Origin of the sequence: Aeromonas sp. INTO2, assembly GCF_049860605.1 — a bacterium.
GTDB lineage: Bacteria > Pseudomonadota > Gammaproteobacteria > Enterobacterales > Aeromonadaceae > Aeromonas > Aeromonas caviae.
The window spans coordinates 557,640-575,034 of sequence record NZ_CP187588.1 but is presented as its reverse complement, the minus strand read 5'-3'; the positions used below and the strand labels follow the sequence as shown (position 1 = coordinate 575,034).

At 54.9% G+C, this 17,395-nt stretch carries 11 protein-coding genes and 3 pseudogenes; 5 read left to right on the top strand and 9 right to left on the bottom strand.

Annotation, left to right across the window (positions count from 1 at the left end; genetic code table 11):
• Positions 1-340: 340 nt before the first annotated feature.
• Complete coding sequence (locus ACPW74_RS02815; protein WP_425858547.1) at positions 341-1,549, top strand: tyrosine-type recombinase/integrase; 1,209 nt, start codon at positions 341-343, stop codon at positions 1,547-1,549.
• 46 nt (positions 1,550-1,595) lie between these two features.
• Here the strand turns inward: ACPW74_RS02815 and ACPW74_RS02810 are convergent.
• A pseudogene (locus tag ACPW74_RS02810) lies at positions 1,596-2,099 on the bottom strand (tetratricopeptide repeat protein); the annotation flags it as partial.
• 124 nt (positions 2,100-2,223) lie between these two features.
• On the opposite strand from ACPW74_RS02810, the gene ACPW74_RS02805 reads away from it, so the two are divergent.
• Complete coding sequence (locus ACPW74_RS02805; protein WP_005327996.1) at positions 2,224-3,642, top strand: IS66-like element ISUnCu16 family transposase; 1,419 nt, start codon at positions 2,224-2,226, stop codon at positions 3,640-3,642.
• Positions 3,643-3,646: 4 nt separating this feature from the next.
• On the opposite strand, the gene ACPW74_RS02800 is transcribed toward ACPW74_RS02805, so the two are convergent.
• The 3 genes and pseudogenes from ACPW74_RS02800 to ACPW74_RS02790 form a co-directional block, all read right to left on the bottom strand.
• Positions 3,647-4,405 carry a CHASE domain-containing protein gene (locus ACPW74_RS02800; protein WP_279473654.1) on the bottom strand — a complete coding sequence of 253 codons (759 nt, stop codon included), beginning with the start codon at positions 4,403-4,405 and terminating at the stop codon, positions 3,647-3,649.
• A gap of 122 nt (positions 4,406-4,527) precedes the next feature.
• On the bottom strand, positions 4,528-6,996 hold the full coding sequence (locus tag ACPW74_RS02795; RefSeq protein WP_282684726.1) for a GGDEF/EAL domain-containing response regulator: 2,469 nt from the start codon (positions 6,994-6,996) through the stop codon (positions 4,528-4,530).
• A 171-nt stretch (positions 6,997-7,167) separates the two neighbouring features.
• Positions 7,168-8,067, bottom strand: a pseudogene (locus ACPW74_RS02790) (IS3 family transposase); the annotation flags it as partial.
• 61 nt (positions 8,068-8,128) lie between these two features.
• On the opposite strand from ACPW74_RS02790, the gene ACPW74_RS02785 reads away from it, so the two are divergent.
• Positions 8,129-9,172, top strand: a complete 1,044-nt coding sequence (locus tag ACPW74_RS02785) for an IS110 family transposase (protein ID WP_425858546.1) — start codon at positions 8,129-8,131, stop codon at positions 9,170-9,172.
• 240 nt (positions 9,173-9,412) lie between these two features.
• Here ACPW74_RS02785 and ACPW74_RS02780 read toward each other — a convergent pair.
• Positions 9,413-9,673, bottom strand: a pseudogene (locus ACPW74_RS02780) (transposase); the annotation flags it as partial.
• 315 nt (positions 9,674-9,988) lie between these two features.
• Here ACPW74_RS02780 and ACPW74_RS02775 point away from each other — a divergent pair.
• Together ACPW74_RS02775 and ACPW74_RS02770 are read left to right on the top strand one after the other, a co-directional pair.
• Positions 9,989-11,869: a CHASE domain-containing protein gene (locus tag ACPW74_RS02775; protein WP_412706706.1), complete on the top strand. Its 1,881-nt coding sequence runs from the start codon at positions 9,989-9,991 to the stop codon at positions 11,867-11,869.
• Between the two features lie 784 nt (positions 11,870-12,653).
• Positions 12,654-13,601, top strand: coding sequence for an IS30-like element ISAeca1 family transposase (locus ACPW74_RS02770; protein WP_012564931.1), 948 nt, complete (start codon positions 12,654-12,656; stop codon positions 13,599-13,601).
• A gap of 479 nt (positions 13,602-14,080) precedes the next feature.
• On the opposite strand, the gene ACPW74_RS02765 is transcribed toward ACPW74_RS02770, so the two are convergent.
• From ACPW74_RS02765 to ACPW74_RS02750, 4 genes are all read right to left on the bottom strand, one after another.
• The gene (locus ACPW74_RS02765; RefSeq protein WP_109421987.1) at positions 14,081-14,524 is read right to left on the bottom strand and encodes a hypothetical protein; all 444 of its coding nucleotides are present in this window, start codon (positions 14,522-14,524) and stop codon (positions 14,081-14,083) included.
• Positions 14,525-14,643: 119 nt separating this feature from the next.
• Entirely contained in the window at positions 14,644-14,985 is a 342-nt protein-coding gene (locus tag ACPW74_RS02760; RefSeq protein ID WP_425858545.1) for a hypothetical protein, read from the bottom strand.
• Positions 14,986-15,700: 715 nt separating this feature from the next.
• On the bottom strand, positions 15,701-16,102 hold the full coding sequence (locus tag ACPW74_RS02755; RefSeq protein ID WP_113994405.1) for an H-NS family nucleoid-associated regulatory protein: 402 nt from the start codon (positions 16,100-16,102) through the stop codon (positions 15,701-15,703).
• A 97-nt stretch (positions 16,103-16,199) separates the two neighbouring features.
• Positions 16,200-17,288, bottom strand: coding sequence for a hypothetical protein (locus ACPW74_RS02750; RefSeq protein ID WP_425858544.1), 1,089 nt, complete (start codon positions 17,286-17,288; stop codon positions 16,200-16,202).
• Between the last annotated feature and the right edge of the window lie 107 nt (positions 17,289-17,395).

The window sequence follows — 17,395 nt, the reverse complement described above, 5'->3', positions numbered from 1 at the left end:
GGACTGACGGGCAGCCTGGCCGTGCTCGTCCGCATCTTGTTGGCCACCATTGAAGGAACTGACGGGTGGGAGAGCCCCGCTCAGGTTGTCACTCAATGGCACCTGCATGTAGGTGCGCGAATATGAAAAAGCCCAACTGAATAAATCAGTTGGGCTATATAGATGGCGGAGGAGGTGCCCGCCGTAATCAAGTCCAACCAACGCCACGCTCATCCATCAAGCCCTTTACTATCAGTAGATTAGACGCGAATACTGTCCAATTCATCCCAATCACATATTACCACTGTGCATGCTTGGTGGCATACTGTGTGGCATATTCAATTCTCAAGGAGGTTACCTGATGGCGATCCTCACCGATACCAAAGCTCGTAGCATCAAGCCGGAAGATAAACCCCTTGCTCATTGTGGGGTCACCGGGTTGACGCTACACCCTTCTACTGCCAAGGGTAGAGGCAAGTGGGTATTCCGCTATGTCAGCCCATTGACGAAGAAACGACGTAATGCAGGCCTCGGGACTTACCCCGAGATCTCCATCGCTGACGCAGCTCGAGACGCACAGGCAATGCGGGAACAGCTGGCGAATAATTTGGATCCGCTAGAGGTCCGGCTGCAGGAGCAGAACAAGCCGAAGCTCCCGACGTTGGAAGTATCGGCCAGATTGGTCTACGAAAGCTTGCTACCAGGCTGGAAGAACCCCAAACATGGTAAGCAATGGATCACCACATTGGAGCAATATGCCTTTCCTACCATTGGCGCTATTTCCATTGATACCATCACCCCAGCTCATATCGCTTCAGTGTTGCAACCGATATGGCTGACGATCCCGGAAACGGCAAGCCGTGTTAAACAGAGGCTACACGCAGTCATGGCTTGGGCATGGGCCCATGGCTATACCTCTGCAAACCCAGTGGATGTGGTAAGCCACCTATTACCGGCTCAACCCAGCAAATCTGTGCGTGTAGAACACCAGCCTGCAATGCCTTGGCGTGATATCCCTGCATTTGTGCAAAAACATCTGAGAACAACGCAACAGTACGATGTAACCCGCTCCATGCTGGAGTTCTTGATCCTGGCTGCTTGCCGTTCAGGTGAAGTCAGAGCCATGAAGTGGTCAGAAGTCGATTTGGAGGCAAGGGTCTGGACTTTGCCTGCCGAGCGTATGAAAGCCAAACAACAACATCGTGTTCCGTTATCTCTTCGTGCCGTCGAAATCCTGAAAGGGTTAAGGGGATTACATGACGAGTTGGTATTCCCATCCCCCAGAGACCAAGTACCGCTCTCAGACACAGTGTTGACGATGTTTCTGAGAAGAGCCAAAGCAGGGAGTTGCACACCTGGCCGAATGGCCACTGCTCATGGCTTTCGTTCTAGTTTTCGAGACTGGTGCAGCGAGCAGGGCTATGCGCGGGATCTCGCTGAACGAGCATTAGCTCACACAGTGCAGAACAAGGTAGAAGCCGCCTACCACCGCACGGACTTGCTGGATCAGCGGCGTCCAATGATGGATGCGTGGGCTGAGTTTGTATCCGGTAATTCACCAACTGAATAAGAAGGAAGCGGCCCACCAAGGCCGCTTCCTTCTATGTTCTTTTTTTTTAGCTTTTCTTAGCCGTTGATGACATCTTGCCAAACCAGTGCTCAGATAGTTTCTGCGCTTGTTTGACTTCCGGCTTGGTCATCGCGGCCTCGAGTTCATCACGGGCCCGTACAGCCTCAGGCATTCCTTCTGTCGCCGCCAGTGACAGCCAAGCATAAGCATGCACCCGGTTACGAGGTGCCCCCAAGCCTTCCTCACGCAATGTCCCCATTCGGTATTGGGCTTGGCGGTCGCCCTGCTGGGCCGCTAGGCGATACTGCTTGAGAGCAAGCGCGTAATCCTCTTTTCCCCCTTGTCCCAGACGCAGCATTTCACCGTAGGTGTACTGGGCGAGAATGTGTCCTTGTTGGGCGGCCTTGGCATAACTGGCTCTGGCCTGCGCCAGTTCACCTTATTTATGCTGTAAATCCACCAGCTCGAACAACGCCTTGGGTACGCCACCGTCAGCAGCCTTCCCTAACCAATAGATCTGCTGTTTCCGGTCTACCTGCAGCACCCGCAGTAGATACTGCTGCCCACCCTGTAACGGTTCACCCAGACCAGTTGACAGGTAAAAAATGAGACGATCGTCCGGTGATCCACTATTGCCTCTTGCGTGATCCTGTCAGCTTGGCACCATCAGGGGCATGAGCACATCCATGACCCCACCGGCCGCTTCGCCGCTGACCCTTGAGCAGGCTAATGAACTTATTCAGAAGCTGATGGCGCGCATCGCCGAGCTAGAAGACCGACTCAACCAGCACAGCGGCAATTCCTCCAAGCCTCCTTCCAGTGATGGGCCAGGCTCACCACCACCTGCTCGGCCGCGCCTTGCCTCAGGTAAAAAACGCGGCGCCCAACCGGGCCACAAAGGCGCTCGGCGTGAGCGTCATCCAGCGGATGAACGGCTGACGGTAATACCCCATTACCCTGCCAGACAGTGCGCCTGCTGTGGGGGCAATGTGGTATTTCATGACAAACCCTACCGCGTCCATCAGGTCTTTGACCTGCCCGAGGTCAGCTACAGGGTGACCGAACATCAGCTCTTTAGCGGCACCTGTTGTCATTGCATCGAGACCAGCCCGGCTCCGTTGCCCGAGACGGTGAGCAGCAGCCAGATGGGGACCAACCTGCTGAGCTACATCGCCCTGCAAAGTGGTCTGTTTCACCAGAGCATTAGCCAGATACAACAACAGCTTAAACAGCACTTCGGCCTGAGCTTCAGTCGCGGCGCCATCAGCGAGGCGCAAGGGCGAGTCAGTGCCATGTTGACCCCGACGCACCAGGCCATCAAACAACAAGTGCAATCAGCCTCCTGTATCCATGCCGATGAAACACGGCATCAGCGTGGTGGTGAGCGGCGCTGGATGTGGCTGGCACTGAGCAAGGTGGCCGTCTGTTTCATGACGGCGTTTGGCCGGGGTCAGGATGCGGCCAAACGGCTGCTGGGCTCAGAATTGGATGGCGTGTTGGTGACAGACCAGTACGCAGGATACCGTTTCATCGACAGCAGCCAGCGTCAGCTGTGCTGGGCCCATGTACTGCGCAATGTGGCAGCGATTGCCGACAGCGGCGAAAAGGTCAATCAGCCCATTGGGGCCCGACTGGTGCTTCTCGCAAATAGCGTATTCAGGGTTCGACATGGCTATGAACAAGGCGTGTTGAGCCAGAAACAATATCAGCGAAGGCTTGAGCGATGTCGGCAAAGCTGGCGAAAAGAGCTGGGGCGAGGCAGTTTGCTGTGCAGCAAGCGCTACCGAGGTCGCTGTCGGCTACTGCTCAAGGATGATGAAATGCTGTGGCGTTTTCTGGAAAACGACGAGATAGCCTTGACCAATAATGAGGCGGAACGGGCGCTACGCGGGTATGTGCTGTGGCGCAAGGGGAGCTATGGCGTTTGGTCACATCGGGGAGAGCTGTTTCGGCAGCGCATCTTGTCTTTGATAGAGACAGCCAAGCGGTTAGGTCGCTGTCCGCAGGAATGGCTGAGGGCCGTGGTCAGTGCCTGCATAGAGAAAACAGACTACCCGCTCCCGGAAGAGTTGTTGTCAACATCCTCCCGGTGAACGGTTACAACTGAGTCAGCTCCGGATTAATACGAATCGCCCCCATCACCTCGTCCATCAGAATGGGCGCATAGCTCCAGCCCAGGGTGGCCGCCACTCGCTGCGCCTCGCTATCCCGTGCCATGCCATCCCGGTAGATCGGCATCAGCATCAGGAAGGATTTGCTGGGTGCTTTCATGGCCTGGACCAGGGTAATCGGTGCCGTGAGCTGCACCTGCCCGCTCCGCATGGTAGCGTCGGCGGCGGCCTTGCGGTTCGCCTCGGAGGCAATATCAAGTCCAATCGCCTGCTGATTGCCAGCCTGCGGTTCAAGGTACTGGACGACATAGCGCTCGCCGGCATGTGGCTGCAGCTGGCGGATGGCAAAGCCGGGGGCGTCATCTTGTCTCGCCCTGGCGACAAACGCCGCCTCATCGGCCAGCGGCACACGACGGATGAAGCCGAAGCCGCGCGCCCCCGGGAACTCCACTTTCATATCGCGGCTGGCACTGTAACGACGGAAATCCGCACGCGAGATGCCCTGCTCCCCGGCCACCAGAATGGCGCCCCGCGCGCCGCGCAAGCCGTACTGGTAATGGGTAATCCGCTCCTCGACCGTATCGGCAAATTGCGTGGTGAAGTTCTGGTAGGCCTCTTGCCGATCCTGCTCCTGCTTACGATCCAGTTGCAGGGTCAGCCCCGCGGTCAGGAGCAGCCCGCTCAGGAACACCAGGATGCCACGCCGTCCGGCATGGATCCGCAGTTTTTGTTGTTGTAATGCCATGACTTGCTTTCCCCTGGCTAGTCTGTTCATGTGCACCGCGCTACCCCCTTACCGGCGCATACGGCTACTGCTCCAAGCGGCAACAGGCCGCCATGTGGCGCATCGCCAGCCTTTGCGGACGGTTACTTTGACCGCCAGTGTTGGAGATACTCGGTCAGCCGCTCCGGCATCAGCGGGCGGCTGTACAGGTAGCCCTGCATCACCGTGCAGCCCATCTGCTGCAACAGCTCCGCCTGTGCCTGCGTCTCCACGCCCTCGGCCACCAGGCGCAAATCCAGGCCATGCGCCATGTTGATGATGGCGGCCACAATTGCGGCGCTGCTCTTTTCCGTCAGGATTTCGCGGGTAAAGCTCTGGTCGATCTTGAGTACATCGATGGGGAACTGCTTCAGATAGGAAAGACTGGAGTAACCGGTGCCGAAGTCGTCGATGGAGATCGTCACTCCGATTTTGTGCAGCTCATTGATGATGGCAAAGGTATTTTTGACATCCTTAGCCAGCACCCCTTCCGTGATCTCCAGTTCCAGGTAGCCCGGCATGATGCCGGTTTGCTCGATGATCTCGCTGACCATGGCAGTAAAGTTGCTCTGCGCCAGCTGCACGGCGGAGACATTGACCGCGATATGGATCAAGTAACCCTGCTCATGCCAGCGCCGCCCTTCCTGACAGGCTTTCAGCAGCACGGAGCGCCCGAGCGGTACGATCAGCCCGGTTTCTTCCGCGAGCGGAATGAACTGGGCGGGAGAAATCAGCGAGCCATCCTGCCGGCGCCAGCGTACCAACGCCTCGGCACCGACCACCTGCTGTGAAGCCAGATCGATCTTGGGCTGGTAGTGCACCTCGAAGTCGCCCTCGGCCACCGCGACACGCATTTGGCGCTCCAGCATGTGGCGTGCATAAAGGGTATGCTCGATTTCCTGCGAGAAAAAGCGGAAGCGTCCACGTCCCTCCTGCTTGGCCTGATACATGGCGGCATCGGCATGGCGGTACAGTGCCTCCTGGTCGTCGGCGTCGTCCGGGTACAGGCTAATGCCGATGCTCATCGACAAGTCATAGCGGACGCCATCGAGCAGGAAGGGTTCGGCACAGGCTTCCAGCAGGCGCTCGCCTAGCTGGGAGACTTCGTCCACATGCCTGATTTCCGGGATCAGGATAATGAACTCGTCGCCGCACTGACGGCTGATGGTGTCACCATTGCGCACAAACTGCTGCAGCCGCTTGGCAAGCTGCAACAGCAGCTGATCGCCGATGGAATAGCCGACCGAGTCGTTGATGGTCTTGAAATGGTCGAGATCCAGTATGAACAAGGCAACCTGGCCACCATTGCGGCCAGCCTGTTGCAGTGCCTGCGAGGTACGGTCCTGCAGCAGCATGAGGTTCGGCAGATTGGTCAGCGGATCATGGTGGGCAAGATGCGTCATCTTGAGCGCCATTGCCCGCGCTTCGCTGACATCATGAAAAACGATGATGGCACCGGTCAGCTTGCCGGCCTGGTCCCAGATCGGGGCGGCAGAGTCTTCCACCTCCAGCACGCGACCATCGCGGCAGGCGATCTGGCTGTTGAGCGCCATGCCGACGATGCGCTGCTCCTTGAGCGCGAGATAGATCGGGTTTTGCAGCACGTGCCCATCGAAGCTGTCGCGTAGCGGCATCACCTGCTCGATCGGCACGCCGATTGCCCTCCTGCCATACCAGCCGGTCATCGCCTCCGCGATGGGGTTCAGGAAGTTGACCCGACCTTCGGCATCGGTAGCGATCACGGCATCGCCGATCGAATTCAGGGTAATGCGCAGCCGCTCCTTCTCGTTGTGCAGAGAGGTCTCGGCCAATTTCCGGTCTGTCACATCCGTCACCAGCATCAGCAGGCCGGCTTGCAGACCGGACTGGTCTCGACACACCAGCGACACCTGGCCAAACAGCATGTCGCCATCCTGACGCATGTATTCCAGATCAAACGACACCGCACGCCCGTCGGCCAGGCCGGCAAGGTGCGCTTCGATCTCGGCATAGACATGATTGCCGAGCACCTCCTGCGGCCGCATGCCACGCATGCGCTCGGCCGGAATGCCAAACCACTGCCCGTCCACATCGTTGCACAGGATATTGCGGTACGACTCATCCCAATAGGCGACAAAGGCAGGCAGATGCTGCACCAGATCCTGCAGGTCCTGTTGCGCGCAGGCCAGCTGTTTGGAACGCAAGCGCAGCGCCAGGTGAGTCTTGGTGCGCGCACGCGCAATCGGCACATTGAGCGGCTTGTGCAGGAAATCCACCCCGCCGAGACTGAGCGCATGCAGCTCGTTGGCGTCTTGCGTATGAGAAGTGACAAAAATGACCGGGACGTCCCTCAACCGGGGGTCCGCTTTAATGGCCTGGCATACGGCATAGCCATCCATCTCCGGCATCTCGATGTCCAGCAGGATGATGTCCGGCGGCTCGCGTTGCGCCGCTCGCAGCGCCGCTTCCCCGCTGGTGGCGAAATGGATTTCGCCCAGATCGCGAACCGCTTCTCGCAGAATCAGCACATTACTGGGTTGATCATCAATGATCAAAATGTGCGCTGGTTCGGTTTTTTGATCATTGAATAACAAGTTACCCTCCTTGCCGGATTTGCCTCGGGCAGCCGTGATTCATGTCAGTGGCACAGAGACATCCAAAAAAATTGTCATAGCTACTGAAGATAACACATTTTGTATGTCACGGTATTAATCGCCACTTTGGGCTTTGTTGCACAAATCAGGGCTTGCGTCCGTCTGTAGTGGTCAACTAAAACCGGACACTTGGTTAGGCCGATCCTCGGCTTTTGCTGGCGCGATCCCGTCATTGTGTTGATGTGGACGCCGCCAGTTGTAGTAATCCATCAGGTAATAGCTGATATCCCGCTTCGCCTCCCGCAGGTTCATATATCCCGTTGTCGGGAGCCACTCTGACTTCAGGCTCCTGAACAGCCGCTCCATCGGCGCGTTATCCCAGCAGTTGCCACGCCGACTCATGCTCTGGGTCATGCGATAGCGCCACAGTCGTTGCCGAAATGCCCGACTGCCATATTGGCTGCCCTGGTCGGAGTGAAACAGCACACCGGATGGGCAACCCCGCTGCTGATAGGCCATCTCCAGTGCTTTGATGGCCAGCTCTGCATCAGGCTTGTCAGACATCGCCCAGCCCACGACCCGCCGGGTATGCAGGTCGAGCACTGCGGCCAGGTAATACCAACGACCCGCGGCCCAGACATAGGTGATATCGCCACACCACACCTGATTGGGTTGCTGGACATCAAATTCACGGGCCAGCAGATTGGGAATATCCGGTCGCTCAGACCGGGCGACCTGATAGCGATGAGCGCCCGGTTGCTTGGATACCAGACCGGCTTCTTTCATCAGACTGCGCACTTTGAATCGGCCAATCTGATGCCCCAGCTCTCGCATCATCGACATCAAGGCGCGGCTGCCCGCTGAGTTCCGGCTTTCTTTGAACAAACGGCGCAACTCGCTGCGTTGCTGCATCCGCTCACGGTTAATCGTCCGCTTGCGGGCCAGATAGTCGTAAAAACAGGATGTTGGAACATCGAAAGCGCAGCAGAGCAGAGTGATGGGGGCTTGCTCTCTTAATCGGTCTATCAGCGCGTACGAGTGAACTCGTCCGTCATCAAGAGAGCCGTAGCCTAATGGGATGGTCTGCTCCATCTACCCCGCTATGCTGAAGCCAGCATCAAGGAGGCTGATCATGACCCAATCTCAGATTTACATTTATGGCATCGATTTAGGCAAAAACTGGTTTCACCTGGTAGCGATGGATCGCATGGGGCATGTATTGACCAAGCAAAAGCTCACTCGTTCACAACTGAAACAGTTCATCAGCACGACCCCACCCTGTCGGGTTGCCTTCGAGGCATGTCCTGGTTCGCAATACTGGGGACGACTGTTTCAACAGGCGGGGTTCGAGCCCAAGATTATTCCCGCTCAATTTGTTAAGCCCTACCTCAAATCGAACAAGAATGACTTCAACGATGCCACCGCCATTGCCGAGGCTGGTAGCAGAGGCACTATGCGCTGTGTCCCGTTGAAATCTCATGAACAGTTGGCATTGCAGGCGACTCATCGAGTCCGTCAACGTTTCATCATCGAACGTACCGCCACGGTCAATCAGATGAGAGCGTTGCTGCTGGAATATGGGCTCACCGTACCGGTGGGCAGAAAAGTCTTCGAACGCGCCCTACCGGCGATCCTTGAAGATGCCGAGAATGGCTTGCCTGATTTTATCCGCGCCCTGGTATTGCGCCTGAGAGAACGGTGGCAACAGCTGGATATTCAGATTGATGAGATGAGCCTCATGCTCGGGCAAGCCTCAAGCGCATCGAGTTTGTGCCAAAAAGTCAGCACCGTCCCAGCCATTGGACCGATTGTCTCAACCGCGTTAATTGCCGCGATTGGCAATGGTTCACAATTCAAGAAAGCCCGCGATCTTTCAGCCTGGTTGGGGCTGGTTCCCAGACAATATTCAACGGGTGGCAAATCCTCGTTCGGCGGGATCAGTAAGCGTGGCAATAACTATTTGAGGCAAATGGTTATTCAGGGCGCCAAAGCGCTGAAAATTCACATGAAGCGTGACAAATCATCGTTAGGCGAATGGGTCGCCAGGCTGGAGGTCGGCCATCACCATCATGTGGTCCTTATCGCCCTGGCCAACAAGATAATGCGAATTTGCTGGAAAGTACTGACATCCGGCAGGGATTACCGACCATATCCCAACGCAAGCGCAGCCGTTTAACAGATAGAACTCATACCAGGTTTTGCGAGCCAAAAACAGATGACAGAAGCGTTCACCCCACGACGTTGCAGCCTGGCTAAAAAAGCAGTCTCTCGTGACTGGTAGCTTTATTAGGACGACGACGTGCGGATCCCATCAAGGCCAGAGCCGGAAAACGGCTCACAGACAGGCCGGATACATTGACGCAAACGACTTCTGGAAATCAGTTCACGCTTGCAGATAAGGAGCAGACCATACATTTTTTAGAATGTCCTTTTCGCGCTCGAGCCGGTTGATGCGGGCTTCCAGCTCCTGGATTTTCTGCTGCTCCGGGGTCAGCGCTTTGCCGATAGGGGTGGTGCCGGTTCGTTCGGATTGAAGCTGCTGAACCCATCGGCGAAGTATGGTTTCACCGACATCCAGTGAACGGCTGGCTTCGGGGACAGAGTATCCCTGGTCGAGCACCAGGGATGCGGCTTCGAGTTTGAATTCAGCAGTAAATGAGCGACGTAATCTTGTCATTGAACACCTCAAGTCATGGTGGCGACTGTACCACCTAAAACGGTGTCCGGGATGATTAGACCACTACAGGAGTCAGCTACGAAGGAATGAGCACGCCCGAGCGTGAAGCCAAGATCCAAGCTCGCAAGGAAGAAGAAGAAATCAGGAAAGAGTTTCGGAGAGTTGCTGTTGTTGCTGTTTATGGTAGCGTTTAATTTTAAGCTTTGGGAAATCAACAAGAAGGCATAGCGAATGATCCCCTCTGGCAAACCAAGCCGACTGTCGCCGAGGCTAATCCCTCTTGTGGTTTTTTTGATCGGCCCATGCTCCACCGTAGTGCTTTACCAACTCATCGTCGAGTCCGTCTATCAACGACAACAGGTCTACTTCGACTTCCGCGCCCGGGAGGCTGCTGAGCGCATCGAGAACCGCATGGCCACCTACCAGCAGGTCCTGCGGGGCACGGCCGGGTTCTTTGATGTGCATGATGATGTCGGACGTGAAGATTTCCGAAGGTATTCCGATCGCCAGGCTCTGGACAAGTACCTGCCTGGCATCCAAGGCGTGGGCTTCGCCAGGGCCATCCGGCCTGCCGATCTGCAAACCCACATCGATCAGGTCCGCGCCGAAGGCTTTCCCTCTTACACGGTGCAACCAGCAGGCCAACGAGACCTGTATTCCTCGATCGTGTATCTGGAGCCGTTTTCGGGACGCAACCTGCGTGCCTTCGGCTTCGACATGTATTCAGAACCCGTGCGGCGCGAGGCCATGCAGCGCTCGGTAGATACGGGTGCCATCGCGCTTTCGGGGCGTGTGCGTCTCGTGCAGGAAACGGGGGTTCAGGAGCAGTCGGGGTTCCTGATCTACCAGGCGATCTACGCTACTGACCAGCCAGCGGCAACCGTAGCAGAGCGCCGGGAACAACTGCGCGGCTGGGTCTATGCACCGTTTCGCATGACAGACTTCCTGCAGGGTCTCCTCGGAGAGCAGGAGCGTGACCTGATCATCGACATCTTCGACGGCGAAGAGATGGTTGAAGCGACACGAACTCACTTTGGCAGTTCAGGGCGTACCGATATCCGTCCAGGGTTTGAATCGGTGCATCGGCTGCGCATGATGGGACAAACCTGGACCGTTCGCGTGCATGGCAGCACGAGCCTTCTGCAACGGGTGGACAGAGGGCTACCGATCGTGATCGCGGTAACCGGTGTCTTGCTCAGTGCCATGCTGGCTGGGCTGATGTTTTTGCTGGTGTCGGGTCGGTCCCGGGCAGAAGCGGCGGCCCGCGCGATGACAGAAGACCTGTCTCTGGAGAGGTCTCGATTGAGTGGCATTCTTGAAGGCACCCAGGTCGGCACCTGGGAGTGGAATGTCCAGAGCGGTGAAACCGTCTTCAATGAGGAATGGGCGAGGATCGTTGGATACAAGCTCCAAGAGCTTGAGCCGATCTCCATCGTCACCTGGGTAAAGCTCACGCATCCGGAAGATCTGCAAAAGTCAGAACAGCTGCTCAAGCAGCACTTGGCGGGGGAGTTACCGTTCTACGAGTGTGAGGCCAGAATGCGCCACAAGGATGGGCACTGGATCTGGGTGCTGGACCGCGGGAAGGTGGGGAAATGGGATCGGGATGGCAAGCCTCTCATCATGTACGGTACCCATCAGGACATCAGCCGGTCCAGACAGGAGCTGGATACCTATCACCATCGAGCGCATCATGACGTATTGACCGATCTACCCAACCGGGTCTTACTCGGTGACCGCATACAGCAGGCGCTTGCATTGGCAGAGCGCGAGAACACGCATCTGGCTGTGCTGTTCATGGATCTGGATGGGTTCAAGTCGGTCAACGACACCCATGGCCACGAAGCGGGGGATGTAGTGCTAAAGACCGTGGCCCGCCGTCTCCTGCGTTGCATCCGTGCCTCCGACACGCTCGCCAGGGTGGGAGGCGATGAGTACGTGGCCTTGCTGCAACACGTCAGCGGCGAACAGGAGGCGCTCAAAAAGGCCAGCCTGTTCATCTCGGAGGTCCGCCGACCAATCCCCTTGCCTGCGGGTGGCGAAGCACGAATTACCATTAGTGTCGGTATCGCGCTCTACCCTCAGCATGGAACGACCATCGAGGTGCTCAGCGAGCATGCCGATCAGGCGATGTATCAGGTCAAGAAAGGCTCCAAGAATGGAGCCTTGGTGCATCAGGATAGCGGCTCGGTGTAGCTCTGCGTTCCCGTAGCGTTTAAACGCACCCTGATCGACAACTCCAGATCTTGTGTTGCCGGCGACAGCGTCCACGCATGAAGTTGGTCCATCACGACCGATCAGGCATTGACCGCCGATTGCTTCGAGCAACTGGCCCCACAGATGACCGCCAAGGGCTGGAAAGGGAAGCCGCAGAATTCGGGAAGAATCGTACGCTAAGCCGACTTGGCTTAAGTGCGTTTCCTGTTCCACTGCTCCCTATTCGGGATTTGGGGAGCAATGGAACCAAAACCCAACGTAGGCCCGCCGCGAACGTCCAGTTGAAGTACGCCCTAACTAGGCGTCAGGCCGGAACCTTGGGCCGCGTCAGGATAGGGCCGATTCCAGCATTTTCTGACGCCTCGCCGGCAACCTCTAGGGCCTCAACCTGACAGGCCGTACGCTTAACGTACGATTTTTTCCGTTTTCTCTATCGTCCCCATCTTGCAGGATGACCAGCAGCAAAAAGGGCGTCCGATTTAACGTAACGCCCCCTTATCTCTGTTACTCGCTGTAGAGGTGCACGATGGCCTCGGCTTCACCCGACCAGGGCTGATAGTCGCCATCGTTAAGAGCTCGAACGCTGGCCGCCGAATCCACCCCCACCACCAGCCATACTCTGGCCGCCGTCGGGTGTACTTCCTTTATTGATCGCAGCCGTGAATTCAGATAATAAGTGCAATGCCCATGGTGCATAGGAGAGAGGCGGTCAACTACCAGTTAGGGTACGCTTCTTCTCGCCAAAGAAACAAAGCGATACACCATGAAATACCAGCAGTTGACCGAGGGGCTACGATACCAGATTGCCTGCCTCCGTGACCATGGCCTGTCACAGGCCCGCATTGCCAAACAGCTCGGGGTTCATCCATCGACTATCAGTCGTGAGCTTCGTCGTAATTGTGCTGGGCAGGCCTATCAGCCGCAGCAGGCTCACCAACTTGCCACGGCACGACGGCTGACGAGTCAGAAGCGTACTGTCCCGTCTGATACCATCGACTTTGTTTGCATGGCGCTGGTCGCGGACTGGAGTCCCGAGCAAATCAGTGGCGTTGGAGACATGATTAACTGCCCGGTTAGCCACGAGTGGATATACCGCTATGTGGCACGCGACAAGGCCAACGGTGGCACGCTATACCGGCATCTGCGTCAGGGTCACAAACGCTATCGCAAGGGTAAGAACAGCAAACGCAGTGTCATTCCCAATCCGGTATCGATTGATGAACGCCCTGCGATAGTCAATGAGCGGAGCCGTGTGGGAGATTGGGAAGTCGATACCGTGTTGGGTAAGCAAGGCAGCGGTGCAATAGTGAGTCTGTTGGAGCGTAAGAGCCGGCTCTACCTGGTTCAATACGTTCCCAGCAAAACAGCCAGCGCGGTGGCGGACACCATTATCAGCATGCTGAAACCCTACCAGGCACATGTCCATACCATCACAGCTGACAATGGTAGCGAGTTTGTCGAACATGAACGTGTTGCAGCAGAGCTGGAAGCGCAGGTGTACTTTGCGCATCCATACAGTGCATGGGAACGGGGACAGAATGAGAATAGCAATGGTCTGCTGCGGCAATATGTGCCCAAAGGCAGTGATTTGAGTGTGGTGACAGCAGAGGCACTGTCAGCCGTCGAAAAGCGGCTGAACTTCAGGCCGCGCAAATGCTTGGGATTTAAACAGCCACAGGTGGTTTTTGACGAACTTCTGAAAGCAGCCTGATTTTTAATCGGGAATTGCACTTCGAAGTTGAATTCGCGACTAGCTTACTCCGTGGCCCTCTCACCCTGATGATTAAAGGAATACCCGCAGACTTCTTCGATCGGTTTAATGATGAAATGTATATCGCACACAGTAACTTTAGTAAGAACAACTACTGTCTCGACCTCCACAATCCTCACGTGATAAATATCGTTGTCCCAGCCAGACACAGATACCTCAAGAGGGCCTTGGCCATTCACGCCATGACGCATGGGTGCCAGATCCGATTCATTGATGGAGCCATATTCGAGGTGCTTGGACAAACAACCATGCTAGAGAGAAAAACAGATGCCCAAGGCGCTTGTTCAGCGCAATAAATGGCACCAGGCCTTCGATAGCGTGTGCGTGACATAGTCCTGATGGACAACGCCATCGCCGATACCCGAGGGCGCAAAGATCTCAAGACGGCTCACCGGAGTGAGGGGCTGCCAGCAGGGCACCTAGCCGGGCAGATCAAAGGGCTTGTTGTTAGGCAGGTATTGACGACGTTCGATCTGAACGAGCAGCGCATCCCAATGGGCCTGCACCAGCCCGAGCTGTAAGCGCCCCTCCTGCCAAAACCCGGGAGAGATTTTGACGGTCTCCCAGATCCGCATCTCATCGACAGTCAGCAGATCAGCACGAAGCCGGGCCAGATTACACAGCCTGGTTGGCTCATCGGTAGACCAGATCTGATCGACCATCGCCAGAAATGAGATCCCCTCACCACCCTCACTCATTAAGAACGTATCGGCAGCGGCCCGCTCAACCGACCGCTCGATGACCGCAGTCAAGCCGCGCTTCTGCTCTCTGCCAAGCAGGTCTATCAGGTATTTCGAGCGGGGATCCAGCCGCAACGACAAGGTGACGCTGGTGGGGCTCTTGGATTTGTTCTGGATGGTCATGGGCAGTGATGATGACGAAATGAGGGGGACATGATAGCACTGGCGAGATCCGGTGGAGGCAGATGGTCCTCCAGGGACAACAATGAGCACCAGCCCGAGGAGCTGGTGCCCATGTCCGGTTAACGACGCATCCGTTTGATGTCCTCGGTCGCGTGGATAATGGCGTCGCGTGGGCTGCAACCCTTGTCGATGTACGACTTGATGATCTTCTTCTCGTCCGGGTCTGTGGTGTGAACCGTCATGGAGCGATCATCCATGTAGAGCCGCATGACCTGGTACAGGCCCTCGTACTGGATCATCAACTCCGAGAACATCCCTTTATCGGTTCGAACCGACTCCATCAGGTTGAACACAAAGTTTGGGGCATCCATCAGCTTGTCGGTCTTGAGACGGCTGATAACCGGCCCCTCTTGCGCCAGGGTGAACAGCCACCCCACCCTTGCTGGGTACTCGTTGCTCATCGAACACAACGATCCCGGACAACGCTCGAACCCTGGCAAAATCTCGCTCTATGGACCAAGGCGAGACGCCAAACACGTCTGCGGCTTCACGGGCGCTGATTGCTCGCGGCTGTTCGTGCAGCCAATGTGCTTACTTGCAAGTAACGCGGCAAAGGTGGATTCGGATTGATAGACATGTAATTCCGTCATTACGCTGGGTGATGGGTAGGCACATTGGACTACCCATGGAGCAATTTGTTCAGGTAATCACAATAAACTTCCTGGCTAACTACTTGTCAGCAAGGCTTGGGCTTCGTCGCGTATCGCACAATATCGCTGTGTGAGGAGTGATCGTTTTTCAACTCGCCAACCGCCATATTTAGCTAGCCAGCGCCTGGGGCAACGTGGATCCCAACTATCAATGGCTTCGCGTAATCGCGCATCCAAATCGGTACGCTCTGCGTCTAAGTCTTTTATGGCTGGCATCAGGATCGGCTATGAGGAACTCGGTGGTTATCGTAGTGCTGACGAGAGGAATTGAACTGGTGACCTACTGAGCTAAGCCAGCATCATGCGCATGCTAAAGGATGTTTTGAATAATGTCATTAGAGCTGGCCTCTGTCATGCGACAGATCATTACCTAGTATTCCTGGTTCGTCACAACGAGAGCTGGCACTAATTAGCCACGAAGCACGTAAAAAGGAAGGCCACACCGTGAGGGCATGGCCTTGTCTATTTAGATGAGGAAGTCATCCAGCTGACGACCTTGCTCGAGTTGCTCAGCCAAGAACTTGGGTGTACGGCCCTGACCGGTCCAGGTTTTCTCTACGCCATTTTCAACATAACGGTATTTCGGGGGCCGAGGTGCTCGTTTCGCTTTAGCCGCAGTCGCTGCTGCTGGGGCACAGCCTACCAACTCAGTCGGGTCAATACCAGCCTGAGCCAACATCGCTTGGAACTCAGCCAGCTTTTGCTGATGCTCAGCATTGGCAGCTTGCTCTTTTTCTGCCTGCTCTAAACGCTCCAGATAAATCGATTCAATCTTCTCGTGGGCTTCTTTTACTTGCTCGAGAGACAACTCGCGCATTGCAGCCCGCAGACTACGGATGTTCAACAGTACTTTCAGAAATTCACTCATTATAATCACCTATCTAAAATATCGAAAACGAGGATGTAATATCATCTTTAGCATTATTTATCAAATTCTATACGGGCAATAGGGAAAGGTACTTTGGTTAGTTAGCGTAATGCTGCTGAAACGCCTTATCGATCATCTCTTCTACCACCTGATAGATCTTACGGTTTGAATCCCTTGCTATCTGTTTAAGCATGCCTTTATGCTCATCAGATAACGGAATGCTCATAGGCTTACGATTGTTTGAATTTATTCTATGTTTCTGCACTGCACCACTTTTGCTCAAAGATGCCATTAACAGCGCCTGATCTTTGACGGAGAGCATATCGTAGAGCGTGATCAATGCATTTTTCTCTTTTTCTTCATTTTTAGAGTTAGATAAATCAACCCATGCCGGGGTATCGAAATTCAAAAATCTCTTTAACGTATAGGTCCACGCCCAGCCAGCCATATTATCATTTTTATTTAACCAATCAGCCATTTTGGATTTGTTTTTAATTTTACTCCATGCATATACAAGTGTCTCCATTTCGTCTTCTTTTCTTTCTCTAGATACATCCCATAAATCAAAGAACCGAATAATACACTCTTTTTTTGCATGACTACCGTCCACTAACGTAGGTAGCCCTAGACTCTCATAGAGATTTGATTTTAAGCCTAAGAGGTTAACCGTAGGTAGTCGCCTCCTATCCTTTTCATCAAACTCTTCATGCTCATTGGGAATGGTAAGCGATTGTTTATATGCTAATGTTCCACGGCGCTCATCAGACATTCTTAAGTATGTCCAGATAAAGTCACACTGTCGTTGATTATCGGATGATATCCACTCAAAGGCGTCTGACGTTAAATTGCAGTAGTCAAAAATATCATTCATCAAGTGTTTTATTTTAAAAGGGTCTTCGAAGCTAAGGTCTCTTGCCTTTATATCCATACTTCTTAGCTTGTCAAGCAAGATATCCCTTTCTATTCGGTCGCCAAGAACATCTAATATGAATTCATCGAGTTTTTTAGCGGCAATATCAATCGCAGGCATCGATACATCTCTGTTTCGCCGCCCTCGCCACCCAGCCTCATAAGCGAAAAGATCATAAAGAAACATAATTTCTCTTTCTTCTTTTTTCGTATTCCACGTCACTTCAGCCATCTCAACCTCACCACCATCGATACCTACCACGCCCTCGGTAGTCACAAGCAAATACACCTCTAACGAGTCCCATTCATGCTTGCGTCGGTAGCAAAAGGCTCTGTACCAAACCAAGCGAAATGGATATTACTATGTAGATTTTAGGATGTAAA